General features: G+C 68.6%; 20 protein-coding genes. 14 read left to right on the top strand and 6 right to left on the bottom strand.

All coding sequences use genetic code 11. The annotated features are described in order from the left end of the window. Positions 1–3: 3 nt before the first annotated feature. From ACYQ0J_RS08615 to ACYQ0J_RS08595, 5 genes are all read right to left on the bottom strand, one after another. Complete coding sequence (locus ACYQ0J_RS08615; protein ID WP_460171747.1) at positions 4–2556, bottom strand: S8 family serine peptidase; 2553 nt, start codon at positions 2554–2556, stop codon at positions 4–6. Then, positions 2477–3055 carry a hypothetical protein gene (locus ACYQ0J_RS08610; protein ID WP_460171746.1) on the bottom strand — a complete coding sequence of 193 codons (579 nt, stop codon included), beginning with the start codon at positions 3053–3055 and terminating at the stop codon, positions 2477–2479. Before ACYQ0J_RS08610 ends, ACYQ0J_RS08615 begins: the two co-directional genes overlap by 80 nt. Positions 3056–3064: 9 nt before the next feature. Further along, entirely contained in the window at positions 3065–3544 is a 480-nt protein-coding gene (locus ACYQ0J_RS08605) for a hypothetical protein (RefSeq protein ID WP_460171745.1), read from the bottom strand. A gap of 180 nt (positions 3545–3724) precedes the next feature. Beyond that, positions 3725–4747, bottom strand: a complete 1023-nt coding sequence (locus ACYQ0J_RS08600) for a hypothetical protein (RefSeq protein WP_460171744.1) — start codon at positions 4745–4747, stop codon at positions 3725–3727. 140 nt (positions 4748–4887) lie between these two features. After that, positions 4888–8238, bottom strand: coding sequence for a carboxypeptidase regulatory-like domain-containing protein (locus ACYQ0J_RS08595; protein WP_460171743.1), 3351 nt, complete (start codon positions 8236–8238; stop codon positions 4888–4890). A gap of 314 nt (positions 8239–8552) precedes the next feature. On the opposite strand from ACYQ0J_RS08595, the gene thrS reads away from it, so the two are divergent. The 9 genes from thrS (at position 8553) to ACYQ0J_RS08550 (ending at position 17780) form a co-directional block, all read left to right on the top strand. Beyond that, a complete protein-coding gene (thrS, locus tag ACYQ0J_RS08590) occupies positions 8553–10532 on the top strand; it encodes a threonine--tRNA ligase (protein WP_460171742.1) in 1980 nt (659 codons plus the stop codon). Further along, a complete protein-coding gene (locus tag ACYQ0J_RS08585) occupies positions 10532–11308 on the top strand; it encodes a PaaX family transcriptional regulator C-terminal domain-containing protein (protein ID WP_460171741.1) in 777 nt (258 codons plus the stop codon). Before thrS ends, ACYQ0J_RS08585 begins: the two co-directional genes overlap by 1 nt. A 10-nt stretch (positions 11309–11318) precedes the next feature. Continuing rightward, positions 11319–12509, top strand: a complete 1191-nt coding sequence (locus ACYQ0J_RS08580) for an ABC transporter substrate-binding protein (protein WP_460171740.1) — start codon at positions 11319–11321, stop codon at positions 12507–12509. Between the two features lie 75 nt (positions 12510–12584). Next, a complete protein-coding gene (locus ACYQ0J_RS08575) occupies positions 12585–13781 on the top strand; it encodes an ABC transporter substrate-binding protein (protein ID WP_460171739.1) in 1197 nt (398 codons plus the stop codon). Positions 13782–13799: 18 nt separating this feature from the next. Further along, complete coding sequence (locus ACYQ0J_RS08570) at positions 13800–14567, top strand: sugar phosphate isomerase/epimerase family protein (RefSeq protein ID WP_460171810.1); 768 nt, start codon at positions 13800–13802, stop codon at positions 14565–14567. An 84-nt stretch (positions 14568–14651) separates the two neighbouring features. Further along, on the top strand, positions 14652–15374 hold the full coding sequence (locus ACYQ0J_RS08565; RefSeq protein ID WP_460171738.1) for a c-type cytochrome: 723 nt from the start codon (positions 14652–14654) through the stop codon (positions 15372–15374). Between the two features lie 11 nt (positions 15375–15385). After that, positions 15386–15868, top strand: a complete 483-nt coding sequence (locus tag ACYQ0J_RS08560) for a cytochrome C (RefSeq protein WP_460171737.1) — start codon at positions 15386–15388, stop codon at positions 15866–15868. Between the two features lie 10 nt (positions 15869–15878). Then, the gene (locus tag ACYQ0J_RS08555; protein ID WP_460171736.1) at positions 15879–16508 is read left to right on the top strand and encodes a QcrA and Rieske domain-containing protein; all 630 of its coding nucleotides are present in this window, start codon (positions 15879–15881) and stop codon (positions 16506–16508) included. 9 nt (positions 16509–16517) lie between these two features. Continuing rightward, positions 16518–17780: a cytochrome b gene (locus tag ACYQ0J_RS08550; RefSeq protein WP_460171735.1), complete on the top strand. Its 1263-nt coding sequence runs from the start codon at positions 16518–16520 to the stop codon at positions 17778–17780. Positions 17781–17883: 103 nt separating this feature from the next. Here ACYQ0J_RS08550 and ACYQ0J_RS08545 read toward each other — a convergent pair whose 3' ends face one another. Then, positions 17884–19485, bottom strand: a complete 1602-nt coding sequence (locus ACYQ0J_RS08545; RefSeq protein WP_460171734.1) for a 30S ribosomal protein S1 — start codon at positions 19483–19485, stop codon at positions 17884–17886. A 200-nt stretch (positions 19486–19685) separates the two neighbouring features. Between ACYQ0J_RS08545 and ACYQ0J_RS08540 the strand changes: the two genes are divergently transcribed. The 5 genes from ACYQ0J_RS08540 to ACYQ0J_RS08520 are packed head-to-tail and all read left to right on the top strand — an operon-like array spanning position 19686 to position 22248. Beyond that, on the top strand, positions 19686–20801 hold the full coding sequence (locus tag ACYQ0J_RS08540; protein WP_460171733.1) for a M20 family metallopeptidase: 1116 nt from the start codon (positions 19686–19688) through the stop codon (positions 20799–20801). Then, positions 20798–21274: a YbaK/EbsC family protein gene (locus ACYQ0J_RS08535; RefSeq protein WP_460171732.1), complete on the top strand. Its 477-nt coding sequence runs from the start codon at positions 20798–20800 to the stop codon at positions 21272–21274. Before ACYQ0J_RS08540 ends, ACYQ0J_RS08535 begins: the two co-directional genes overlap by 4 nt. A gap of 1 nt (position 21275) precedes the next feature. Then, positions 21276–21551 (top strand): hypothetical protein, encoded by a 276-nt coding sequence (locus tag ACYQ0J_RS08530; RefSeq protein WP_460171731.1) that lies wholly within the window; start codon positions 21276–21278, stop codon positions 21549–21551. A gap of 11 nt (positions 21552–21562) precedes the next feature. Next, entirely contained in the window at positions 21563–21847 is a 285-nt protein-coding gene (locus ACYQ0J_RS08525; RefSeq protein WP_460171730.1) for a hypothetical protein, read from the top strand. A 2-nt stretch (positions 21848–21849) separates the two neighbouring features. Further along, positions 21850–22248 carry a hypothetical protein gene (locus ACYQ0J_RS08520; RefSeq protein ID WP_460171729.1) on the top strand — a complete coding sequence of 133 codons (399 nt, stop codon included), beginning with the start codon at positions 21850–21852 and terminating at the stop codon, positions 22246–22248. The last annotated feature ends 4 nt before the right edge of the window (positions 22249–22252 follow it).

The following is a 22252-nucleotide window of genomic DNA, read 5'->3' as shown; positions in this document are numbered from 1 at the left end:
TCCCTAGCGTCCGCTCCAGACCCTCTGGACCCAGGCCCGGAGCTGGCCCTCGGGAACCCCCGCCGTCCAGCCCTGCACCAGGTCCACGCTGAAGTCCACCCCGGTCCTGGGGGGCTGGACCAGGTAGTTCCCCTGGGGGTCCACGTACACGCCCAGATAGTCCCCGTCGTCCACGACCTCGTTCCCGTTCACGTCCTTCCAGGCGGCCACCAGGTAGGTGCCGGGGGAGAGGTCCCGGAGGGTGTAAGGGGCGCTCCGCCCGTCCCGGAGGATGCGGATATAGGTGCTCTTGGTCTCGTCCAGGTTGCCGTCCTCGTCTATGTAGAGGCCGAAGACGTAGGTGCCGGCGATGGTGGCGGGCGGGGGCGGCGGGGGCGGGGCGGCCACCACGCTCAGGCTCAGGCTGGCCTCCCGCGTGAGGCTCCCCGCCGTGCCCCGCACCGTGAGGGTGTAGCTCCCCTGGGCCGCCCCCTGGCCCACGCTCAGGGTGAGAACGCTGGTGGCGGTGGCGGGGTTGGGGCTGAAGCTCCCCGTGACTCCGGAAGGCGCTACCGAAAGGGTGAGGCTCACGGGGCCCGAGAAGCCCCCCGAGGCCACCACGCCCACCTGCACCTGGCCCGTCTGCCCCGGGGCCAGGGTGAGGCTGGTCGGGGAGAGCTGGAGCTGGAAGTCGGGGCTCGGGCCCGGACCGGGACCGCCCCCCACCGCCTGCAGGGCCCGCACCGGGTCCACCAGGCCCGCCCCGCAGTCGGAGGACCTCAAGGAGACGTTCACCCTAGGATGGGGCTGCCCAGTGCAGGCCTGGTCGGAGAGGGGCCTGGCCGTGCCCTTGAGGATGTTCAAGACCTCGGCGTAGCCCAGGCCGGGGTTCTTCGCCTTCATGAGGGCCACGATGCCCGCCACGTGGGGGGCGGCCATGGAGGTGCCCTGGTAGAAGACGTAGGCCGGTCTGCCCCCCTGGTTGTCCCACAGGGTGCTGAGGACCCCATCGGCGTACCCGTCCCCGTTGAGGTCCCGGGTTACGTCCCCTCCCGGGGCCATGACGTCAATCCGGGGGCCGTAGTTGGAGAAGTAAGACCGGTAGTTGCGGAACTCCGTGGCCCCCACGGTGATCACCCCCTGGCAGCTGGCAGGGCTATAGTTGCTGGCGTCGTCCTGCTCGTTCCCCGCCGCCACCACGATCACCGGCTTCTGGGGCTGGGCGTTCACCCGGTTGATGGCTTCCTGCCAAGCGGGCACCTGGCTACAGGGCCTTTTTCCCCCCAAGGACATGTTGATCACCTGGGCAGGGTTGGCGTTCGGGGGCACCCCGGGAACCTGCACCCCCGCGGCCCAGAGGAGGCCGTCCAAGATGTCGGAGGTGGCCCCACCCCCCAGGCCCAGGACCCGCACGGGCACCACCCTGGCCCCCCAGCTCACCCCCGCCACCCCCTGGCCGTTGTTGGTGAGGGCGGCGATGGTCCCGGCCACGTGGGAGCCGTGGTAGCCGCTTCCCCTTTCGCCCTCCGAGGCCGCCTCCTCGTCCTCGGGGTCGGGGTCGCGCCCGTCCCCGTCCATGGCCACCTCCGGGTAGGAGATGAAGTCGTAGCCCGGCAGGAACGCGGGGGTGAGGTCGGGGTGGCGCTTGCGGATGAGAGCCCCCGAGTCCACCACGGCCACCACCACGGGCCGGCTCGTCCCGTCCTCCAGGTCCCAGGCGGCGGGGAGGTTCAGGTGCTGGGGGTCGTAGTGCCACTGGTACCGATAGTACACGTCGTTGGGCGTCTTCAGCGGGTACAGGATGTAGTTAGGGTGGGCGTAGGCCACCCCGGGGAGGGCCGCCACCCGGGCCGCCAGGGCCTCCAGGGCGGCCACCTCGGCCAGGGCCTGGGGGGAGATCCCTTCCTCCACCCGGTAGACCCCGGTGCCGGGAAGGCCCATGGGCCGCTGGAGGCGCAGGGAAAGGCCACCCGCCCGTAGGGCCTGGGGAAGGGTCTGGGGCGCCAAGGCCCCCTTGAGCTTTACGATGAGCTCCCCTGGCACCGCCTGGGGCTCGGGAGGAAGGGAGGGCACAGACCCCACCCCGGCCTCCAGAGGGGGAAGGGCCTGGCCCTGGATGCCCGCCCCCAGGCTCACCGTGCCGGAGATGTTCCCGCCCCCTTGTACGGTGAGGGCCAAGGGATGGGTGCGGGTGAGGTTCCCCGAGGTGGCTTTGAGGGACAGGTTGTAGCTCCCGGGCGGGGTGGTGGCCTGGCTGGAGAGGGTGAGGTTCGCCTGCACCGGGGCGGTCCCCACCACGTTCACCGCCTGGGGGGAGAGGCCCACCCCCTGGGGGGCCCCCTCCAGGCTCAGGAGCACCGCCCCCTGGAACCCCCCTTGAGGGGTGACCGTGAGGCGTAGGGTGGCGCTTTCCCCCGCCCGGAGGGTGACCTGGGAGGGCTCCAGGGCCAGGGTGAAGCCAGGAGCAGGGGGGTTACCCCCGTTTGAGGGTGGGGGACTACCTTCCTGTTGGCACCCGAAGAACGCCAAGAGCCCGAGCAGGAAGACCCACCGGGGTGTTCTGGTAACCGTAGCCATAAGCGCTCACCAACTCCATGACCAGGGACAGCCCGCTCCGGCCAGGGGTGAGGAAGGGGTTGCCCTGGGAATCCGTGTAGATGCCCAGGTAGTCCGGAGGGCTCACCTGCCTATCCCCGTCCACGTCCTTGAACCCCACGAGGACGTAATGTCCCGCCACCAGGCCGGAAACGTTGAAGGGGGCCTGTCGGCCGTCCTGGCCGATCTGAACGCTCTTGCTCTTCGTATCGTCAAAGTCGTCCCGCGAGGGATCGTAGTAGAGGGCGAAGACCCAGCTTCCCCGCACCGTGCCCCCAGAGATGGTCCGGCCCAGGTAAAGGGTCCCGGAAAGGCCGCCGCCCCCGGAAGGCGGTGGGGGCGTTCCCCCTCCACCCCCAGGAGGCGGGGTGGGCAGGCCGCCGATGGGGGGAGGGGTACCCCCCCCACCCCCCTGGCCCTGGTTGCCGCAAGCGGCGAGGAGGGCCACCAAGGCAAGTAAACCCGCTAATAGCGCCCGCACGGCTCCTCCCTAAGGGTAGACCCGAAGCCCCGCCCGCAGGTCCAGGCCGAAGCTGGTTCCCCCCGAGAACCAAAGGGTGGGCTCGGCCCGGGCCACGAAGGCCACCTGGCGGTTGAGGAAGTACTCCATCCCCGCCACCCCGCCAAGGCCGAAGATCGTCTGCCCGCCCCCGAAGAAGACCCTAAAGCCAAAGCCCGCCAGGGGGCTTATCCCGGCCCCGTACTTCCCGAAGTGGAAGAGCCCGGAAAGGCCCAGCTCAAAGGCCGCGCCCCCCTGGGCCACCCCGATGCCGAAGCGCCCCCCTACCCCGAAGGGGCCCGCCAGGTCCCGCACCCCGGCGTCCACCACGGCCACCAGGGAAAAGGCCGTCTGCTGCGCAAAAGAAAAGCTCATATCGGCCCTGGTGCCGGCCTCCAGATAGGTGCGCTGGGCCAGCGCCGGAACCCCCACCAGGGCCAGGGCCAACAAGAGAAGCTTCGCCGTCTTCACTGCCCTCACCTCCTTTTAGCGTCCTCCAAACCGTCCTTAGCCATCCACTTACCCCTGCGTCCTAGAGCCTGATGGCCGCCTTTCTTGTCCCGGTCCCACCCCCCTTTTTCCAGTCTCCTCACCGGGCCTTAAAAAAATCTTAACGCCCCCTGGCCGTGGCCAGGGGGAGCGTCTTGATCCCTAATCCATGGCGCCAGGCCTCACCTTCAGGAAGCACCCCCCGGTCAGGGCCCGGGGCTCCGCCAGGACGTAGGTCCCCGCCGTACCAGCACCGGGCGCCCCGTCCACCTTAACCCCGCCCCGGAAGGAGGTCTTGGTCATACCGGACGGCAGGGAGGCCAGATCGGAGGGACCATAAAGGTGCACGGGGCCGTAGGGCGAACCCTCCTGGGCGTCCGGCAGGCGGCAGAGGGGGGTGAGGGTGCCCGCGCTCAGGGCCTGGGCCGCCGGGGGAGGCGTGTAGAGGATGGCGGTGCCGTTCGGCACCACGGGGCTGTTGTGGCTCCAGAGGGCGTAGGCCTGGGGGTAGCCCTCGGGAGCCCCCTGGAGGCCCACGGTAGCCGAGGCCCCAGCGTTCCAGCGGCGATTGCCGAAGTCCGTGTCCAGGAACTGGTAAAGCACGCGGCCATCGGGGTAGAGGACCGCCTGGAAGGAGACCGTCCCTTGGCCGGAGCAGGTACCGCCATAATGCCGCACCTTCACCCAGCCCACCACGAAGGCCGAGGGGTTGCCGCCCGAGGTGAGGGTGCGGGTGTAGATGCCCCCCTGGGGGCAGTCGTTGTAGAGGTCGTCCCAGAAGACCGGGGCGAAGCGGTTCTGCCCCCCGGAGGGGAGGGAGGAGTTGCTATACGCGCTGGTGCCCTCCGGGCCATCGGCGATCACCCCGTTGGTGCTCACCGCGATCTCCGTCACCGCCTTTCCCCCCCAGGGGAAGGAGAAGGGAAGGGAAACGGTGGTGTATTCGTCGTCCTCATCGTCCAAATCCGCCAAACGGGTTGCCCCCTGGAGAGGGTCTATCCAGGCGAAGGCCACCGGGCTCCAGGTGCCCGCCCCCGGGGAGTACACCGCCTGGAGGGAGGGCCCCCCGTCCCCTTCCCCGGAGGGCTTGGGCGGGTCCACCCCCTGGGCAGGGCCCGCCCCCTGCTGGCTGCAGGCCGTCAGAACGAGCAAGATGGCGAAGAACCCAAACCTATAGGCCACCATAAAACCACCTCCCTATGGCTCTGGAGTATCTGGAGGCGAGGGAACGGAGTTTCCGGGTTGCGAACACCATTCTAACTTCCGCTCCCGGCAAAGGCAACCCCCCGCCCCGATGGGGGCGGGGGGCGGGTCTCGGCCCTAAGCTAGGGGATGATGGTGGTGTTCTCGGTGACGGTGTAGGGGCCGGGTGCCTCGGCGCTGGAGGCGTCCGCTTGGACAGTGGTCTGCGTCCCGTTCACCGCGGTGGCCCGCAGGCTGAAGCGCAGGGTAGCGCCGGGGTTGAGGCCGGGGAGGTAACGGAGCTGAACCGAGGTGGACGTCCAGGAAAGCACCTGCACGTCGGCGTTCAGCACAGCCGCGTAGGGCGCAGGGCCGAAGGGCCCGTCGGGGTCAAGCTCCACCTCAAAGTCCACGCCCTTCGTGCCGGTGCCCGCGAAGGTGGAGTTGCCCGCGATGCGGTTCACGTCAAGGGTGACGTTCGTCTGCGGACCGGAGCTCCCCTCCCAGGCGCGGATCTCAAAGCGGTAGTAGTACTCGCTGCCCTCGGCCACCGGGTCGGTGGAGTTGCCGCCCGTCAGGCTGTCGAACTCACCGAGGGAGCTGATGGCGAGGGCGTAGGGGGTGGGCCTACCCTCCACCTCAATGGTGGCGCAGGACTCCAAGTAGTTGCCTACGGTGTCGGGGTTGCCTGTCTCCAAGGTGTAGGGCGGTTCGGGCCTGGGGTCGGTGCCAGTGGCGGGCTCAAGCTGGGTGGGCGGCACGTTCCAGAGCGGGTAGCCGTCAAGGTCGTACTGGTTCAGGTTCCAAGCGTAGAGCCGGGCGCAGTTCCGCCAGGTGCCCTCCTCGCTCGCCCGGAGGTCCACGATGATGCTCGTGGAATCCCCGAGGGCCAGGTCGCCGAGCTCCCACTCCAGGGTCTTGCCGTCCGCGTCCAGAGTGCCCGCCGGGCTCGCGTTCACGAAGTCCAGGCCCTCGCCGAAGAGGTCGCGCACCTTGAGGTTATAGCCCGTGAGGGCGGCGGCGTAGTCCGCGGGGTAGGCGGCCTTCAGAGCCCGGTAGTCGGGGTCGTTGATAGCCCGGTCCAGGTTGGTGGCGGTCAGGGTGAAGCGGACCCGGTCGCCCTGGAAGACGGTGGCGGTACTCGGCGTCTTGGTCAGGGTGAAGAAGGGCCGCACCACGTAGATCCGCTTGGCCGTGCTCGCCTCGGGCGTGTTGTCGCCCCGGGCCACGGCGCGGTTGTCAAAGGAGTAGGGGTCGGGGTAGGCGCTGGTGGTGCCGTAGGCAGGCGGCCGGGTGGAGTAGAAGTAGCCGGGCTCGTTCAAGGCCTGGTCGCCGTCAGTCGCCATGTCCCCGTCCTTGTCGTTCCACACGTAGCCCGGCTTGTGGCGGGCGTAGACGGTGACGGTCACGCTCACGGAGCCGCCGGGAGCGATGGAGGTGAGGGCGGGGGTGGTGGAGTAGTTCCAGGTGACCGTGTGGAGGATGGGGTCGTAGGTGCCGCCGTCCGAGGCGGAGACGAAGCCGAGCTCGGCGGGGAGGAGGTCGGTGACGACCACGTTGGTGGCCGTCTCGGTGGCGCTCAGGTTGCGGACGGTGATGGTGTAAGTGTACTTGGCCCCGTCAGGGACCCCAGCCTCGCTCTGCACCAGGGTCACGTCGTTGGGGGAGTGGTCGGTGCCGCTCCAGCCGATGACCGTGGGGCCGCTCTTCTCAATGGCGAGGGCGGCGCCGGTCCAGGTCTTGGTGAAGGTGAAGTCCTTGAGGGCGAAGGTGTACCCGCTGTGGCCGTAGGTGACCGTCACGTACAGGGTAGCCTTCACCCGGACGCTGATGGGCAGGTCGCTGGCGCTGACGCTGGACTTGGGCTGGAGGTAGACACCGGAGCCGTCGGTGTCGTTGATGGCGGCGGCGCAGGTGGCCGGGCTGATGTCGCAGAGGTCCACCTTGGAGACGTCCCCGCCCACCAGCTCGTAGCGCACGTAGCCCCAGCTGGAGATGGGGGAGAGGTCCGAGGTGGGTTGCTTCGTCCGGACCTCGGCGCGGAAAAGGTGGCGGTTCACCGTGTTGTCGTCAAAGTTGAAGGCGTTGACGATGGTGCCGAAGTCAAAGCCAGTGCGCTGGCCGCTGTAGCGGATGACGTCGTCCGAGGTCTCAAGGGTGTCGTCGTCCCCGCCGTCCCGGAGGTAGAGGTGGGTGATGTTGTAGAAGAAGACCTTGAACTCGGTGAGCTGGGCGCTCCAGCCGGAGGCCTGCTCGCTGGCGGAGACCACGAACTTGATGGGGAAAACCGAAGTCAACCCATCAAAGACCCCATCTAAACCCACGCCGAAGAGGGTGAACTTAGCCCTACCCTCGGCGTCGGTCATCACGAAGTCCAGCTCGTTGGTGGGTGCGGTGACACAGCCCGGGTTCAGGTGAACCTGCTCTGCAACATTCCCTATACCCAAGGCGCTCACCCGCACGCGGGCGTTCTGGACGGGCTGGCCGTCCCTGGTCACCCTCACCGTGACGCAGACGGGCTCCTCCGTCTGGGAGGCGTAGAGGTTCACGTCCTTAGCGGGGTTAACCTCCTTCCGCACCGGCAAGTCCACACCCCACTGGTCCTTGACGGAGACGATCTCAATCTGGCCCACGGGGCCGGAGGCGGTGTTCTTCTGGAGGCCGATGTTGAGCACGGTGGTCTTGCCCGCCTCCACCTGGGCGGCCCGGCTCCCGGAGAGGTAGCCCGCGGCGCTCGCGGTCACGGCGTAGGTGCCGGGGGAAGCGGTGGCGGTGAAGAGGCCGCCGCTACCGCTAAAGGTGAGGCTCGGGCTGGAGCTGACGCTGGCGCCAGAGAGGGTCTGGCCGGTGTCCGCCCCGTAGACGTGGACCACCAGGGTGCCCGTGGTGGGGGCGGGGGTGGGCTCGGGCTGGAGCTTAAAGGTGAGGGCCACCACCTTGCCCAGCTCCACGCTCGCCAGCTTGGCGTCACCCAGGTAGCCGCTCTTGTTCACGCTGATGGCGTAGGCGCCTGCGGTGGTGTAGGTGAGGTCCGCCCGGCCCTGGGCGTCCGTGGTGGCGCTGTTCGTCCCGTCCGACACCGTGGCCCCGGAGATGGGCGCCCCGTTCTCGTTCACCACCAGGACCGCCACCTTGCCCTCCGTGGGGCTGGCGGCGGGCACGGGGAGGAGGTTGAGGACCACGGTGGTGGTCTTACCCGCCTCCACCTGGTGGGTGGCCTGGGCGGTGAAGTAGCCCGTCTTGCTGGCCTGGACGGTGTAGCTCCCAGGCTCCAGGTCGGTCAGGGTCTTGCCGCCGGTGAAGCTATTGCTGTAGCTGTTCGGACCCGTCACCTGGACCTGGGCGTCCGCCGGGGTCACGTTCACCGTGAGGGACCCCTTGGTGGGCGCCTGGGCGCTACCCCCGCCACTCCCTTGCTGGCCACAGCCCGCGAAGAGGAGGGCGAAAGCGCCCAACAGGGCCACGCCGAATGCCTTTAGCCTTACTCCTTTCATACCCTGCACCTCCTTAGTGCTTTTCCCCAGGGGTTTTCCGCGTTGCCCCCTTCGGGTCCGGCGCCGCGCGGGCCGGGCCCGCCTTGCCTGAAGCCCTTCTCGCGCGGCATCCGAGGCTAATCTTACGCACACCCCCCCCTCATGTCAAGCCTGCCCTGGCCTTTCTTAAGGCCCTCCTTAGCCGGGTTTTTCCAAGGGGTTTCCACTCACTCCACCTCCTTATCCCTAAAAGGGTACCACGGCCCCTTCAGGATAAGGTCAGGATAGGGGAGGGGCCTGAACGCCCCCTGAACGGGGAACGTATAGTAGAGGGCATGACGGTCTACCTGCCGGACGGCAAGGCCCTGGACCTGCCCCAAGGGGCCACCGCCTGGGACGTGGCCAAGGCCCTGGGCGGGGCTTGGGAGAAGCGGGCGGTGGGCGCTTTAGTGGACGGGGAGCTTTACGACCTCCTGAAGCCCCTCCCCGAAGGGGCGAAGGTGCGCCTCCTCACGGAGAAGGACCCCGAGTTCCAGACCCTCTTCCGCCACACCCTGGCCCACGTCCTGGCCCAGGCGGTGAAGGAGTTTTTCCGGGAGAAGGGCTACGACCCGGAAAGCGTCAAGCTCGGGGTGGGGCCCGTGGTGGAGAAGGGCTTCTACTACGACATAGAAGCCCCCGAGCCCCTCTCCGACGAGGACCTGCCCGCCATAGAGGCGAAGATGCGGGAGATCCTCAAGCGGGACCTCCCCCTAAAGCGCTTCGTCCTCTCCCGGGAGGAGGCCCTCGCCCGCTACCGGGGAAAGGACCCCTATAAGACGGAGCTCATCCTGGAGATCCCCGAGGGGGAGGAGATCAGCTTCTACCAGCAGGGGGACGAGGCCTATGGCTTCACCGACCTCTGCCGCGGCCCCCACGTCCCCTCCACGGGCCGCATCCCCCCCCACTTCAAGCTCACCCACGTGGCCGGGGCCTACTGGCGGGGCGACGAGCGGAGGCCCATGCTCCAGCGGGTCTACGGGGTGGCCTTCCGCACCGCCGAGGAGCTTAAAGCGTACCTCTGGCAGCTGGAGGAGGCCAAAAAGCGGGACCACAGGCGCCTGGGCCGGGAGCTGGAGCTCTTCCTCATTGACCCCATGGTGGGGAAGGGCCTGGTGCTCTGGCTTCCCAAGGGGAACGTCCTCCGGGAGGAGCTCATGGCCTTCATGCGGGAGGAGCAGGTGAGAAGGGGCTACCAGCTCGTCACCACCCCCCATATCGGAAGCCTGGAGCTCTACCGGACCAGCGGCCACTACCCCTACTACGCCGAAAGCCAGTTCCCCCCCATCAGCTTCAAGGAAAGGGGCGAGGAGGAGGAGTACCTCCTCAAGCCCATGAACTGCCCCCACCACATAAGGATCTACGCCTATAGGAAGCGCTCCTATCGGGAGCTTCCCCTAAGGCTCGCCGAGTTCGGCACCGTCTACCGCTACGAGAAGGCGGGGGAGCTTCTTGGCCTCACAAGGGTTAGGGGCTTCACCCAGGACGACGCCCACATCTTCTGCACCCCCGAGGAGGTGAAGGGGGAGTTCCTCGGGGTCTTGGACCTGGTGCTTAAGGTCTTCGCCACCTTGGGGCTTAAGGACTACCGGGCCCGGATCGGGGTGCGGGACCCGAGAAGCGACAAGTACGTGGGGGACGAGGCCAAGTGGGCCCTGGCGGAAAGGCAGATTGAGGAGGCGGCGGCCGAGGCCGGGCTCCGGTACACGGTGGAGGAGGGGGACGCCGCCTTCTACGGGCCCAAGCTGGACTTCGTGGTGAAGGACGCCCTGGGCCGGGAGTGGCAGCTCGGCACCATCCAGGTGGACTACAACCTGCCCGAGCGCTTCGGCCTGAGCTACGTGGGCAAAGACGGGGAGGAGCACCGCCCCGTGATGCTCCACCGGGCCCCCTTCGGCTCCCTGGAGCGCTTCATCGGCATCCTCATTGAGCACTTCGCCGGGGACTTCCCCCTGTGGCTCGCCCCGGAGCAGGTCCTGGTGGTGCCGGTTTCCGAGAAGCAGGAGGACTACGCCCGGGAGGTGGCGGGTAGGCTCAAGGAGGCGGGCCTACGGGCCGAGGCCGACACCCGGCCCGAGAGGATGCAGGCCCGGATCCGGGACGCCGAGGTGCAGAAGGTGCCCTATGTCCTGGTGGTGGGGGACAGGGAAAAGGCCGAGGGCACGGTGAGCGTCCGCAGACGGCACCGGGGGAACCTGGGAAGCATGCCCCTGGCGGCTTTCCTCGAGGCCGCCCTTAAGGAATACAAGGAACGCCTTTTGGAGCCAACCCTCTGATGCGGGCCAGGTCCACCATCTTCACCCTCTTTGTGGAATACATCTACCCGGAACGGCGCGCCCGGGTGCGGGACCTCATCACCATGATGGAGGTCCTGGGCTTCTCCGAGGCGGCGGTGAGGGCGGCCCTCTCCCGGAGCGCCAAAAGGGGCTGGGTGGTGCCGGAGCGGCGGGGGCGCATCGCCTACTACGCCCTTTCCGACCGGGTCTACTGGCAGGTACGCCAGGTTCGGCGGCGCCTCTACGAGGCCAGGACCTCCTGGGACGGGCGTTTCCTCCTGGTCCTGCCGGAAGGCCCAAAGGAGCGGGGGGAAAGGGAACGCTTTCGGCGGGAGATGGCCCTTTTGGGCTACGGCAGCCTGCAAAGCGGGGTCTACCTGGGGGCTGGGGTGGACCCCGCCGCCACCCGGGAGCTCCTGGGCTTCTACGGCCTTTCCGCCACCCTCTTCCTGGGGGAACCTTTAGGGGAAGCGGAGGCGGTGCTCAAGGCCTTCCCCCTGGAGCGGGCCATGGCCCACTACCGGGCCCTCTTCCCCGTGGCGGTCCCGGAGGACCCCGTGAAGGCCTTCCAAACCCTCACCCGCCTGGTGCACGAGATGCGCAAGGTGCTCTTCCTGGACCCCCTCCTGCCCCCGGGGCTGGCCCCGCCTGGCCTTCTGGGCCTCGAGGCCCGCCGCCTCTTCCTGGAGGCCAGGAAGGCCCTCTACGGGAAGGCCGAGCCCTTCCTAAAGGGGCTTCACCTCTCCCTTTCAGCCCTCTCACCCAAGGGCCGGTAAGCTCTTAGGCATGAGGCGACCCCTTCTGGCCGCCCTGGCCTTTTTTGCCCTGGCCCAGGCCCAGGTGGTCCTCCCCTTCTGGCACACGGCGGGGCCGCCGGGAAACGCCGTCTTGGAGGAGGCCATCCAGAGCTTCAACCAGAGCCAACGGGCCTACCGCCTGGAGGCCCGCTACGTGGGGGACTACCGGGAGGCGGGGGTAAAGCTCTTGGCCGCCTTGCGCTCAGGGGGTGCCCCGGTCCTTTTCCACGGGGAGCTTTCCTTCCTCCCCCGCCTGGCCCAGGAAGGGGTGGCCTTGGCCCTGAACCCCTACCTCCAGAACCTGCCCAAGGACCTGTATCCGGAGATGATGCGAACCACCCAGGTCCGGGGGCAGACCTATGGCCTTCCCTTGGGGCTATCCGTGCCCGTCCTCTACTACAACAAGGATGCCTTCCGCGCCCGGGGCCTTAAGCCCCCCAGGACCTGGGCCGAGGTGGAGGAGGCGGCGGGAAGGCTCACCAGCCGCACCGCCAAGGGCCTCGTGGTCTCCACCGACATCTGGAGCTTCAACGCCATCGTCATGAGTTTGGGGGGAAGCCTGGTGAAGGACGGGCTTCCCGCCTTCACCTCCAAGGAGGTGGTGGAGGCCCTGGAGATGCTCTACCGCCTGGTGCAGAAGGGGCACGCCCAGGCCAGGAACCTGGCCGAGGCCCAGTTCGCCGTGGCCGACTTCCTGCGCACCAAGGCCTTCATGGGCCTGGGGCCCACCACCGCCCTGCCCGTGGTCCTCGCCCAGACCTCCCTGCCCTTCCGGGTGGGCATGGCCCCCCTGCCCCGGCGGGAGGGGGGGGTGGTGCCCCTTTCGGGGGCGGCCCTGGCGGTCCTAAAGGGGGCGAGCCCCGAGCAGGCCCGGGGGGCGGTGGCCTTCTGGCTCCACTTCCTGGAGCCCAAGCGCCAGGCGGCCTGGGTGCGGGCCACCTGGTACCTGCCCCTCAGGCGGGAGGCGGAGCGGGAGCTTGCCGACTTCCTCCGGGACCCCGAGCGGCAGGCGGTCTTCGCCCAGGCGGAGCTGGGCCGCCCCTGGAGCCAGGACCCGGAGATGGTGGTCTGGTACGGCTTTCTGGAAGAGGCCCTGGAGAAGAGCCTGAAGCAGGGGGTAAGGCCCCAGGCGGCCCTGGAGGAGGCCCAGCGGAAGGCCCTGGCGGTGGAAAGGCGCTAAGGCGCCCCGCCCCGGCGGGGGCCGGAATGGGGTGGCGTGACCGCCTTCTGACCGGGGGGATGGTAAAATCCCCCCATGAAACGCCTCCTCGCCCTGGCCCTCGGCCTCCTCCCCGCCCTGGCCCAGACGGAGGTCCCCTTCTGGCACTCCATGGACGGCCCGGCGGGAAGGCTCCTCGCCGCCTTCGCCCAGGAGTTCAACGGCAGGCAGGGCCAGTACCGGGTCACGCCGCAGTACGTGGGGGATTACCGGGACGCGGAGACCAAGCTGGTGGCCGCTTTGCGCACGGGGACGGGCCCCGTGCTCTTCCAGGCGGAGATCTCCTTCTTCCCCCGGCTGGTGGCCGAGGGGCGGGCCCTGGCCCTGGACCCCTACCTGAGCCTGGACAGGGCCTTCGTGGACGACCTGTTCGCGCCCGCCTGGAACTACGGCCTGGTGGAGGGCAGGCGCTTCGGCCTTCCCCTCAACACCTCCACCCCCGTGCTCTTCTACAACCTGGACGCCTTCCGGGCCAAGGGGCTCAAGGCCCCGCGCAACTGGAAGGAGTTTGAGGAGACGGCCAAGGCCCTCACCACCCGTCAGGCCAAGGGGTTCATCTTCGTCACCGACCCCCAGGCCTGGCTCTTCGAGGCCATGGTGACCAGCCGGGGCGGGAGCCTGGTGCGGGAGGGAAGGCCCAACTTTGCCTCCAAGGAGGCCCTCGAGGCCCTGGAGATGCTCCACCGCCTGAAGGAGGCAGGGGCCCTCTCCGTGCGGAGCATGGCCGAGTCCACCTTCGCCCAGCTGGACTTCGTGCGCACCAAGGGCATGATGGTCATGGCCTCCATCGCCAACTGGCCCGCCGCCGAGAACTTCTCCTTCGCCTTCGCCCTGGGGGTGGCCCCCGTGCCCCGGGAACCCGGGGGGCGGGTGCCCATGGGGGGGGCGCAGCTCGTGGTGCTGAAGGGGGCCTCCGAGGCCCAGGTGCGGGGGGCCTTGGAGTTCTGGCGCTACCTGATGGAGCCGGGGAACGTGGCCCGCTGGGTGGAGGCCAGCTACTACGTGCCCGTGCGCAAGTCGGCCCTGCCCCTCCTCGAGGGCTTCTACCGGGAAAACCCCTTCCGCAAGGTGGCCTTTGAGCAGATCGCCCAGGCCCAGGAAAGGCCCCGCCTGCCCCTTTTCTCCACCTGGGCGGGCCTCTTGGCCGAGGCCCTGGAGAAGAGCCTGAAGGGGGGCATGCCGCCGCAGCGGGCCCTGGAGGAGGCCCAGCGGAAGGCCGAGGCCGTCCGCTAAAGCCTTGGTATGTCGGGGATGCGCCTAAGCTTCAGCCCCTTCAACGCCCTGCTCGGCTACGAGGAGGCCTTCCGCCTGGCCGCGGAGCTGGGGGCGGACCTGGAGGTGGCCTACGACCTGCACGAGGCCCTGCCCCTCCCCGACCCCAAGCGCCTCCGGGCCACGGGGGAGGCCCTGGGGGTGGGCTTCACCCTGCACCTGCCCTTCGTGGAGCTGAACCCGGCGAGCCTCATCCCCAGCGTGCGCAAGCTGGCCGAGGACCGGCTCCGGCAGGCCCTCGCCTTCGGGGAGGCCCTGGGGGCCAGGGTGGGGGTCCTCCACACGGGGCAGGTACCGGTACGCCACCCCATGGCCCTGGACCTGGCCCGGGAGGCCCTGGAGAGGACCCTCACCGCCCTCCTGCCCCTCCCCTTCCCCGTGGCCCTGGAGAACCTGGCCCTGGCGGAGGAGGACCTCCTGCGGGGCCCCGAGGAGCTAAAGGCCCTCTTGGAGCGCTTTCCCCAGTACGGCTTCTGCCTGGACGTGGGCCACGCCCTGGTGGAGCTCGGGCCCCGGGGGCCCCTCCTCTACTGGGAGGCCTTGGGCGAGAGGCTCTTGCACCTCCACCTCCACGACAACCACGGGAAACGGGACGACCACCTGCCGGTGGGAAGCGGGTCCGTGCCCTGGGAAAGGCTTGCGCCTCGGCTCCAGGGCTTCTCGGGGACGGCGGCCCTGGAGGTGGGGGGTGGGGAAGAGGGGGTGCGGCAAAGCCTTTCCCGCCTCAGGAACCTCCTGGCCTCCTAGGCCCTGGGGACATCTGTCCTTGTGGGGGTACCTTTATAGTGGTGGAGTGGGGGTTTGTACCCCTATTCACAAAAGGGAGGCGCGATGGTCGTAGACCGAATCGAGGTGTACCTGGACGGAATGGCGGAGCCCGTGGCGGTTCTCAAGGAACCCCCCTACCGGCTGAACCTGGACACCCGGAAGCTCCCCGATGGGGAGCACACCCTACGCCTGGTGACCCACTTCCGCGGGGGAGGGCAGGAGATCCGGGAGATCCCCTTCACGGTGAACAACTACCCCGACGTCCTGGTCCTGGGGGTGGACGAGGGGGGGGAGGTATCGGGCACGGTGGAGCTCCGCCTGAGCGTGGGCGAGCCCGAGCTGCCGGTGGAGCCCGTGCGCTTCAACCCCCTCTGGTACGCGGTGGCCTCGGTGGTGGTCCTGGGGGGCATCTGGGCCTATTTCGCCCTCAGCCCGGCCGCGGAACGGATCGTGGCCGAGGTGGCCCCGCCCGCCCAGGAGGCCCAGGCCCCGGGCGGGGGTGCGGCCCCCGCGGGCGTGGACCAGGCCCTTTTGGAGAAGGGCAAGGCCGTTTACGAGGCCCACTGCGCCGCCTGCCACCAGGCGAACGGCCAGGGCATGCCCCCGGCCTTCCCCGCCCTGGCGGGCAACGCCAACCTCAAGGACGCCCAGACGGTGCTAGAGGTCATCAAGAACGGGCGGGGCGCCATGCCCGCCGTGGGGGCTAGCTTCAGCGAGGAGGACCTCAAGGCCGTGGCCACCTACATCCGCAACAGCTTCGGCAACAGCTTCGGACCGGTGGAGTAGGGGGTTTTGGCATGTACCGGAACGACCCCATCCTCCCCACCTTCGCCCTCATCCTGGCCGCGGGGCTCTTTTACGCATCCTACCTGGACGGGCTCTACATCGCCCGCCTCCTGGGGCACGCCCCCCTGGAGCTCTCCGTGGGCCAGATCGGCCTCATGGCCTTCGGGGCCGTGCTCCTCCTCTACGGGCTCATCGGCCTCGTCTCCTACTGGCTGGAAGGCGTAGAGCTCCGCCCGGGGCGGCACTTCCCCAGCCCTTCCACCGCCCCGGTGGTGGTGGGCGCCATTTTGGTCCTCCTCCTCACCGCCCTCTCCGGCTTCTTCGTGCGCCTCATCCTCTACTCCGCCCAGACCGGCCACAACCCCACCTGGCTTCAGGGCCTCATCTTCGGGGCCATCAGCCTGGTGGTGGCCACCCTCTTGGGCATCTACAAGAAGTTCTTCGGCCGGGACGAGGCCATCACCGAGGAGGAGAAGAGCCAGTTCCCCTGGTAAGAGGTGACCCATGGACGAACGCGAGATCCGCTTGCGCACATCCCGTAGGCGGCTTTTCCTGAAGACCGCCATCGGCACCGGCATCGGCCTCTCCTTGGTCTCCGCCTTCTACGTGGGGGCAAGCCTTCGCCCCAAGGCCGAGGTCACCCCGGAGAAGGAGCCTTTAAAGCCCGGGGACATCCTGGTCTACGCCCAGGGCGGAGGTGAACCCAAGCCCATCCGCCTCGAGGAGCTAAAGCCCGGGGACCCCTTCGTCCTGGCCTACCCCATGGACCCCAAGACCAAGGTGGTGAAAAGCGGGGAGGCCAAGAACACGGTCTTGGTGGTGCGCTACCCCCCTGAGGAGCTCTCCCCGGAGGTGGCGCAGCACGCGGTGGAGGGCGCCGTGGCCTACTCCGCCGTCTGCACCCACCTGGGGTGCATCATCAGCCAGTGGGCGGCGGACAAGAAGGCGGCCCTTTGCCCCTGCCACGGGGGTTTCTACGATCTGGCCCACGGGGCCAAGGTCATCGCCGGCCCCCCGCCCAGGCCCGTGCCCCAGCTCCCCCTCAAGGTGGAGGAAGGGGTCTTGGTGGCCGCCGGGGAGTTCTTGGGCGAGGTGGGGGTGAAGGCGGAGGGCAGCTTCTGCCGCCACGTCTAGGAGGGAAGCATGTACAAGTGGCTTGACGAGCGCCTAGACCTCACCGGGCTTTACCAGAAGGTCTTGCGCAAGGCCTTTCCCGTGCACCACTCCTTCTTCCTGGGGGAGATCACCCTCTTCGCCTTTATCGTCCTGGTCCTCACTGGGGTCTTCCTCACCCTCAACTACGAGCCCTCCATCCGGGAGGTGAGGCTCCCGGACGGGCGCACGGTGCCCGCCGCCTACGCCAGCGTCCTCTACATAGATAGCCTCCCCTTCGGGGCCGTGATCCGGAGCCTCCACCACTGGTCGGCCCACGTGATGATCGCCGCCGCCTTTTTGCACATGCTCCGCATCCTGCTCTCGGGGGCCTACAAGAAGCCCCGGGAACTCAACTACCTGGTGGGCCTCGCCCTCTTGGGGCTGGCGGTGGTCACCGCTTTCACCGGCTACGCCCTCCCCTACGACAACTACGCGGTGACCGCCACCCGCATCGGCTACGGCATCGCCGCCTCCATCCCCTGGGTGGGGGGCACCCTGGCCCAGGTCATGTTCGGCGGGGAGTTCCCGGGCTCAGCCAAGGCCATCCCCAGGCTCTATAGCCTCCACGTCCTCTGGCTTCCCCTCCTGCTCATGGCCCTCATCGGGGCCCACATGGCCATCATGATGAAGCAGAAGCACACCCAGCCCCGCTACGCCGAGCGCATCGCCCCGGGGAAGATCCTGGGGGTGCCCATGTACCCCCAGCAGCTGGTCATGATGGCCATCCTCTTCGCCCTCTACGTGGGGGTCATGACCATGATCGCCGGGGCCTTCCTGGCCCACCCCGTGGAGGCCTTCGGCCCCCCCACGCCCGAGACCCCCGCGGTGAAGCCCGACTGGTACTTCCTCTGGATCTACGGCATCCTCCAGCTCATCCCCTCCACCTGGGAGTTCCACCTCTTCGGGGCGGTGATCGGCCCCGAGTTCATCGGAGGGGTGGTGATCCCGGGGCTTTTGGCCCTGGTGGGGCTTCTCCTCCCCTTCGTGGACACCCGCAAGGAAAAGATGCGCTACCTGGAGCTCCCCTCGGAGCACCCAGGGCGCACCAGCGCGGTCCTGGCCCTCCTGGTCTTCTTCCTCATGGCCACCCTGGCCGGGTACAAGATTGACTTCCAGCAGCAGGGGACGATCCTGGGCAACAACGCCGTCCTCTGGACCCTGGTCCTGGGGGCGCCCCTTCTCACCTACGGGGTGGCCTACGCCCTGCTCCGCATCTTCTACGGGAAGAAGGAGCGGGAAGAGGCCCTCTAATGCCACCCCATGCTGGCCTAAGCCAGCATGGGGGCCCCGACAAAAGGGTTTAGGAAAGGCCCCCGCCCAAGGGCGGGGGCCTTAAGCGTAGGGGCGCTTAGCTTTAGGAGGACTTTTCCTCCTCGAGCCCCAGGCTGGCCAGGAGGTCGCCGTAGAGGTCCCCCAGCTTCACGCTGGTGCTGGCGGTGGGGACGGCGGAGGCATCGTAGAGGTTGTACTCGGCCACGGCCCCGTACTCGTACTCCCGGCGCTCCTCGCGGCGGGAAGGGGCCTTGCGCTTGGCCCGGGCCTCCTTGCCCTTGGCCCGGCGGGGGCGCTCCTCCTCGGCCTTGGGAGGCGGAGGGGGCAGGAGGCGCTTGCGGGAGAGGGAGATGCGCTGCTCCACGGGGTCGATGTTGAGGACCACCACCTCCAGCTCCTCCCCCTTCTTGAAGAGGGCCGCGGGGTTCTCCACCCGCCCGTGGTCCAGCTCGGACACGTGGACCAGGCCCTCCATCCCCGGCTCCAGCTCCACGAAGACCCCGAAGTCGGTGATGCCGGTGATCCTGCCCTTGACCACGGTCCCGGGCGGGTACTTCTCCGTGAGGAGCTGCCAGGGGTCAGGCTGGGTCTGCTTGAGGCCCAGGGAGAGGCGGCGCTCGGCGGGGTCCAGCCTCAGGACCACGACCTCCACCTCGTCCCCTTCCTTCACCACCTCGGAGGGGTGCCGGGGCCTTTTGGTCCAGGAGAGCTCGGAGATGTGGATCAGGCCCTCGAGGCCCGGCTCCACCTCCACGAAGGCCCCGAACTGGGTGAGGCCCACCACCTTGCCCCGGATGCGGGTGCCCACGGGGTACTTCTCCGCCACCGTGGTCCAGGGATCGGGGATGAGGGCCTTGATGGAGAGGTTCACCCGCTCCTTGGCGGGGTCCACGGAGACCACCCGGGCCCGCACCTTCTGCCCCTTGTGGATGACCTCCTTGGGGTGGCCGAAGCGGCCCCAGGTGATCTCGGAGCGGTGGACCAGGCCGTCCACGGGCCCCAGGTTCACGAAGGCCCCGAAGTCGGTGACGTCCACCACGGTGCCCTCCACCACCTGGCCGGGCTGTAAGCTCTGGAAGAAGGCCTCCTTGGCCCTCTTCTGCTCCTCCTCCAAGACCGCCCGGCGGGAGAGGAGCACTCGCCCCTTCTTGCGGTGGAACTCGATGATCTTGGCCAGGATCTGCTGGCCCACGAAGGCGTCCAGGTTGGGGGTGCGCCTCAGGTCCAGCTGGGAGGCGGGGATGAAGGCGGTTACGCCGTCCAGGTCGGCGACCACACCCCCCTTGACCTTCTCCTTCACGGTGACGGTGACCGGCTCCCCCTTCTCGTAGAGCTCCTGGATGCGGTCCCAGTGCTCCGTGGCCTCCACCTTCCTGCGGGAGAGGAGGATCTGCCCGGTCTCGGGGTCCACCTTGAGCACCTGGACCCGCACCTCGTCCCCGGGCTTCAGGAGGTTCTTGAGCTCCTCTTCGGGAAGAGCCTTCTCCGTGAGCTGGTTGAAGGGGATGATGCCCTCCGTCTTCGCGCCGATGTCTACCGCCACACCTTCGGAACCCACCAAGACCACTTTGCCCGTCAGGATCTGGCCGGGACGCACCCGCTTTTCCAGGCGGGCCTCGGCCTCCTGCAGGGCCTCTTCCATGCTGAAGGTCTTTTCTGGGGTCTGGGTCGCCTTTTCTTCCATGCCGCCTCTTTCCTCCTTACACGCCTTCCCTTAAGAAGGCGGGCGCGCTTTGCGCTCGTCCACACGAAAAGGAGGGGGAGAACGCTCACTCCCCGCTTCCGTGTGAACCGGCCCCGAAGGGCATACCCTTCCTTTATACCACGGGGTGGCCTCCTTGCCAAGGGGCACCGGGCCCTTACGGGACGGGGCATAATGGGGCCATGGACACCCTGGAATGGATGAAGGCGAAGCTCCCCGATTTCCTCAAGGACCTCGAGGCCTTCGTGCGCCGGGAGTCCCCCTCGGGGGACCGGGAGGGCCTGGAGGCGGCCGCCCGCTTCCTGGAAGAGGCCTTTGGACCCCTAAAGGGCAGGCTTTCCCGCAAGGACACCCCCACGGGCCCCGTCCTCCTCCTGAAGCGGGAAGGCCGGGGGGAGCCGGTCCTCGTCCTTTGCCACTACGACACCGTCCACCCCAAGGGGAGCTTCCCCGAGCCCTTCCGCCTGGAACGGGAGAAGGCCATCGGCCCCGGCGTCTACGACATGAAGGGGGGGATCATCGCCCTCCTCTACGCCCTGCGCCACGCGGAGGCCACGGGGCGGGAGCTCCCCGCCCTCGAGGTCCTCTTCACCCCCGACGAGGAGGTGGGCTCCAGGGAAAGCCGCCCCCTCATAGAGGCCGCCGCCAGGAAGGCACGGGCGGCCTTGGTCCTGGAACCCCCCACCGCCGAGGGCCACCTGAAGGTGGCCAGAAAGGGGGTGGGGCTTTACCGCCTCCGGGCCCTGGGCAAGGCCGCCCACCAGGGGGTGGAGCCGGAGAAGGGGGTGAACGCCATCCTGGAGCTCGCCCACCAGGTGCTCAGGGTGGCGGCCCTGGAGGACCGGGCCAAGGGCACCACCCTGGGCCCCAACGTGGTGCGGGGGGGGACGGTGAGCAACGTGGTGGCGGAGGAGGCCTGGGTGGAGCTGGACCTCAGGGTCTGGACCCTGGAGGAGGCCAAACGGGTGGAGGAGGCCCTAAAGGGGCTTGCCCCCGTGCTCCCCGGGGCCCGGCTGGAACTCTCCGGGGGGCTGAACCGCCCCCCCATGGAGCCCTCCCCGGAAAGCCTGGCCCTCTTCGCCAAGGCCCGGGCCATCGGGGAGGCCCTGGGGCTCAGGCTGGAACCCGGCCGGGTGGGCGGGGGCTCGGACGGGAACTTCACCGCCGCCTTGGGGGTGCCCACCCTGGACGGCCTGGGGCTTTTCGGGGGCGACGCCCACCAGAAGACGGAGTACGTGGTGGTGCCGGAGATCCCCCGCCGGGCGGCGCTCCTGGCGGAACTCCTTTACGCCCTATGACCCTCTCCCCCTCCGCCCGAAGGGTCCAAAGTGCCCTTATGGCCCGGGGCTTTGGCCACCTGAGGGTGGTGGAGCTTCCCGCCTCCACCCGCACCGCCAAGGAAGCGGCCCAGGCCGTGGGGGCCGAGGTGGGGCAGATCGTGAAGAGCCTGGTCTTCGCAGGGGAGAGGAGGGCCTACCTCTTTTTGCTGAGCGGCAAGAACCGGCTGGACCTGAAGAAGGCGGAGGCCGCGGCGGGTGAGCCCTTGCGCCGGGCCACCCCGGAGGAGGTGCGGGAGCTCACCGGCTTCGCCATCGGGGGCGTCCCCCCGGTGGGGCACAGCACGCCCTTGCCCGCCTACCTGGACGAGGACCTCCTGGGCTACCCCGAGGTCTGGGCGGCCGGGGGAACCCCTAAGGCCCTTTTCCGGGCAACCCCCAAGGAGCTCCTCGCCCTCACCGGGGCCCAGGTGGCCGACCTCAAGGAGGCTTAGGATGTTCTTCCGCAAAGACCCCCACGTGAAGCCGGAGGGCCCCCTGGCCTTCCGGGTGCGGGTGCGCACGAAAAGCGGGGAGGTGGTGGAGCTCAGGCTCTCCAAGAGCCTGGAGATCTCCCCCACGGAAGAGGGCTTTTACGTGCGCAAGGAGGTCGTGGCCCCAAAGAGCCTGGACCGGGCGGTGTTGGAGATCTGGTTTGACCGCCGCTACCGCCCCGTGCGCAAATCCGTTGAGGGGGGTGAGCTTATACCCATTCGGGAATGGGCGGGTTAAAATAGGGCCAAATGGAAAAGGTCCTTCTTGTCCTCGGCCTCCTGGTCATGGCCTACAACGTCCTCTACGGCCTTCGGCTCAAGCGGGCCGCCCCCGGCGGGGTCATCGGGGAAAGGAGCGGGCAGATGCTATTCCTCATCGCCTTCTTCGCCCTCGCCTACCTGGGGGTCCTGCTCCTCACCTGGAACGAGCCCAGTAGCCTTCTCCTGCTCCTCCTCTCCCTGATCCTCCTCCTGGGAGCGGTCTTCGTCTACCTGGTGCTCCGCCTGGTGGAGGCCATCGTGGCCTCCTTGTAGCCATGGTCTTCCGCCGCAACCCTACCCCTCCCGAAACCGAGTGGAAGCCCACCCCGGAGGAGTGGCGGGTGTACACCCTCTGCGACGGACGGCGTACGGAGGAGGAGGTGGTCCGGGAAAGCGGCCTGGGAGAGGAGGCCTACGCCATCCTGGCCGCCCTCCTCAAGCGGGGCCTCATCCTGCCCGTGGAGGGGCCCAAGGAGCTTTGCCAGAGGCTGGTGGAGCTCCTCAAAAGTAGGCTCGGCCCCAGGGCCGAGCCCTTCGTGAAGCGGCTGGAGGGGTGCCCAAGCCGGGAAAGCCTCGAGGAGGAGGCCCTGAGGGTGGCCCTCAAGGTGAAGCTCACCCTGGACAAGAAGACCGGGGAGGAGCTGGAAAAGGCGGTGAGGGCCCTCTTCCGCTGAGGCC

Source organism: Thermus sp. FJN-A (assembly GCF_054655095.1).
This window is presented reverse-complemented; position numbering and strand designations above follow the sequence as displayed.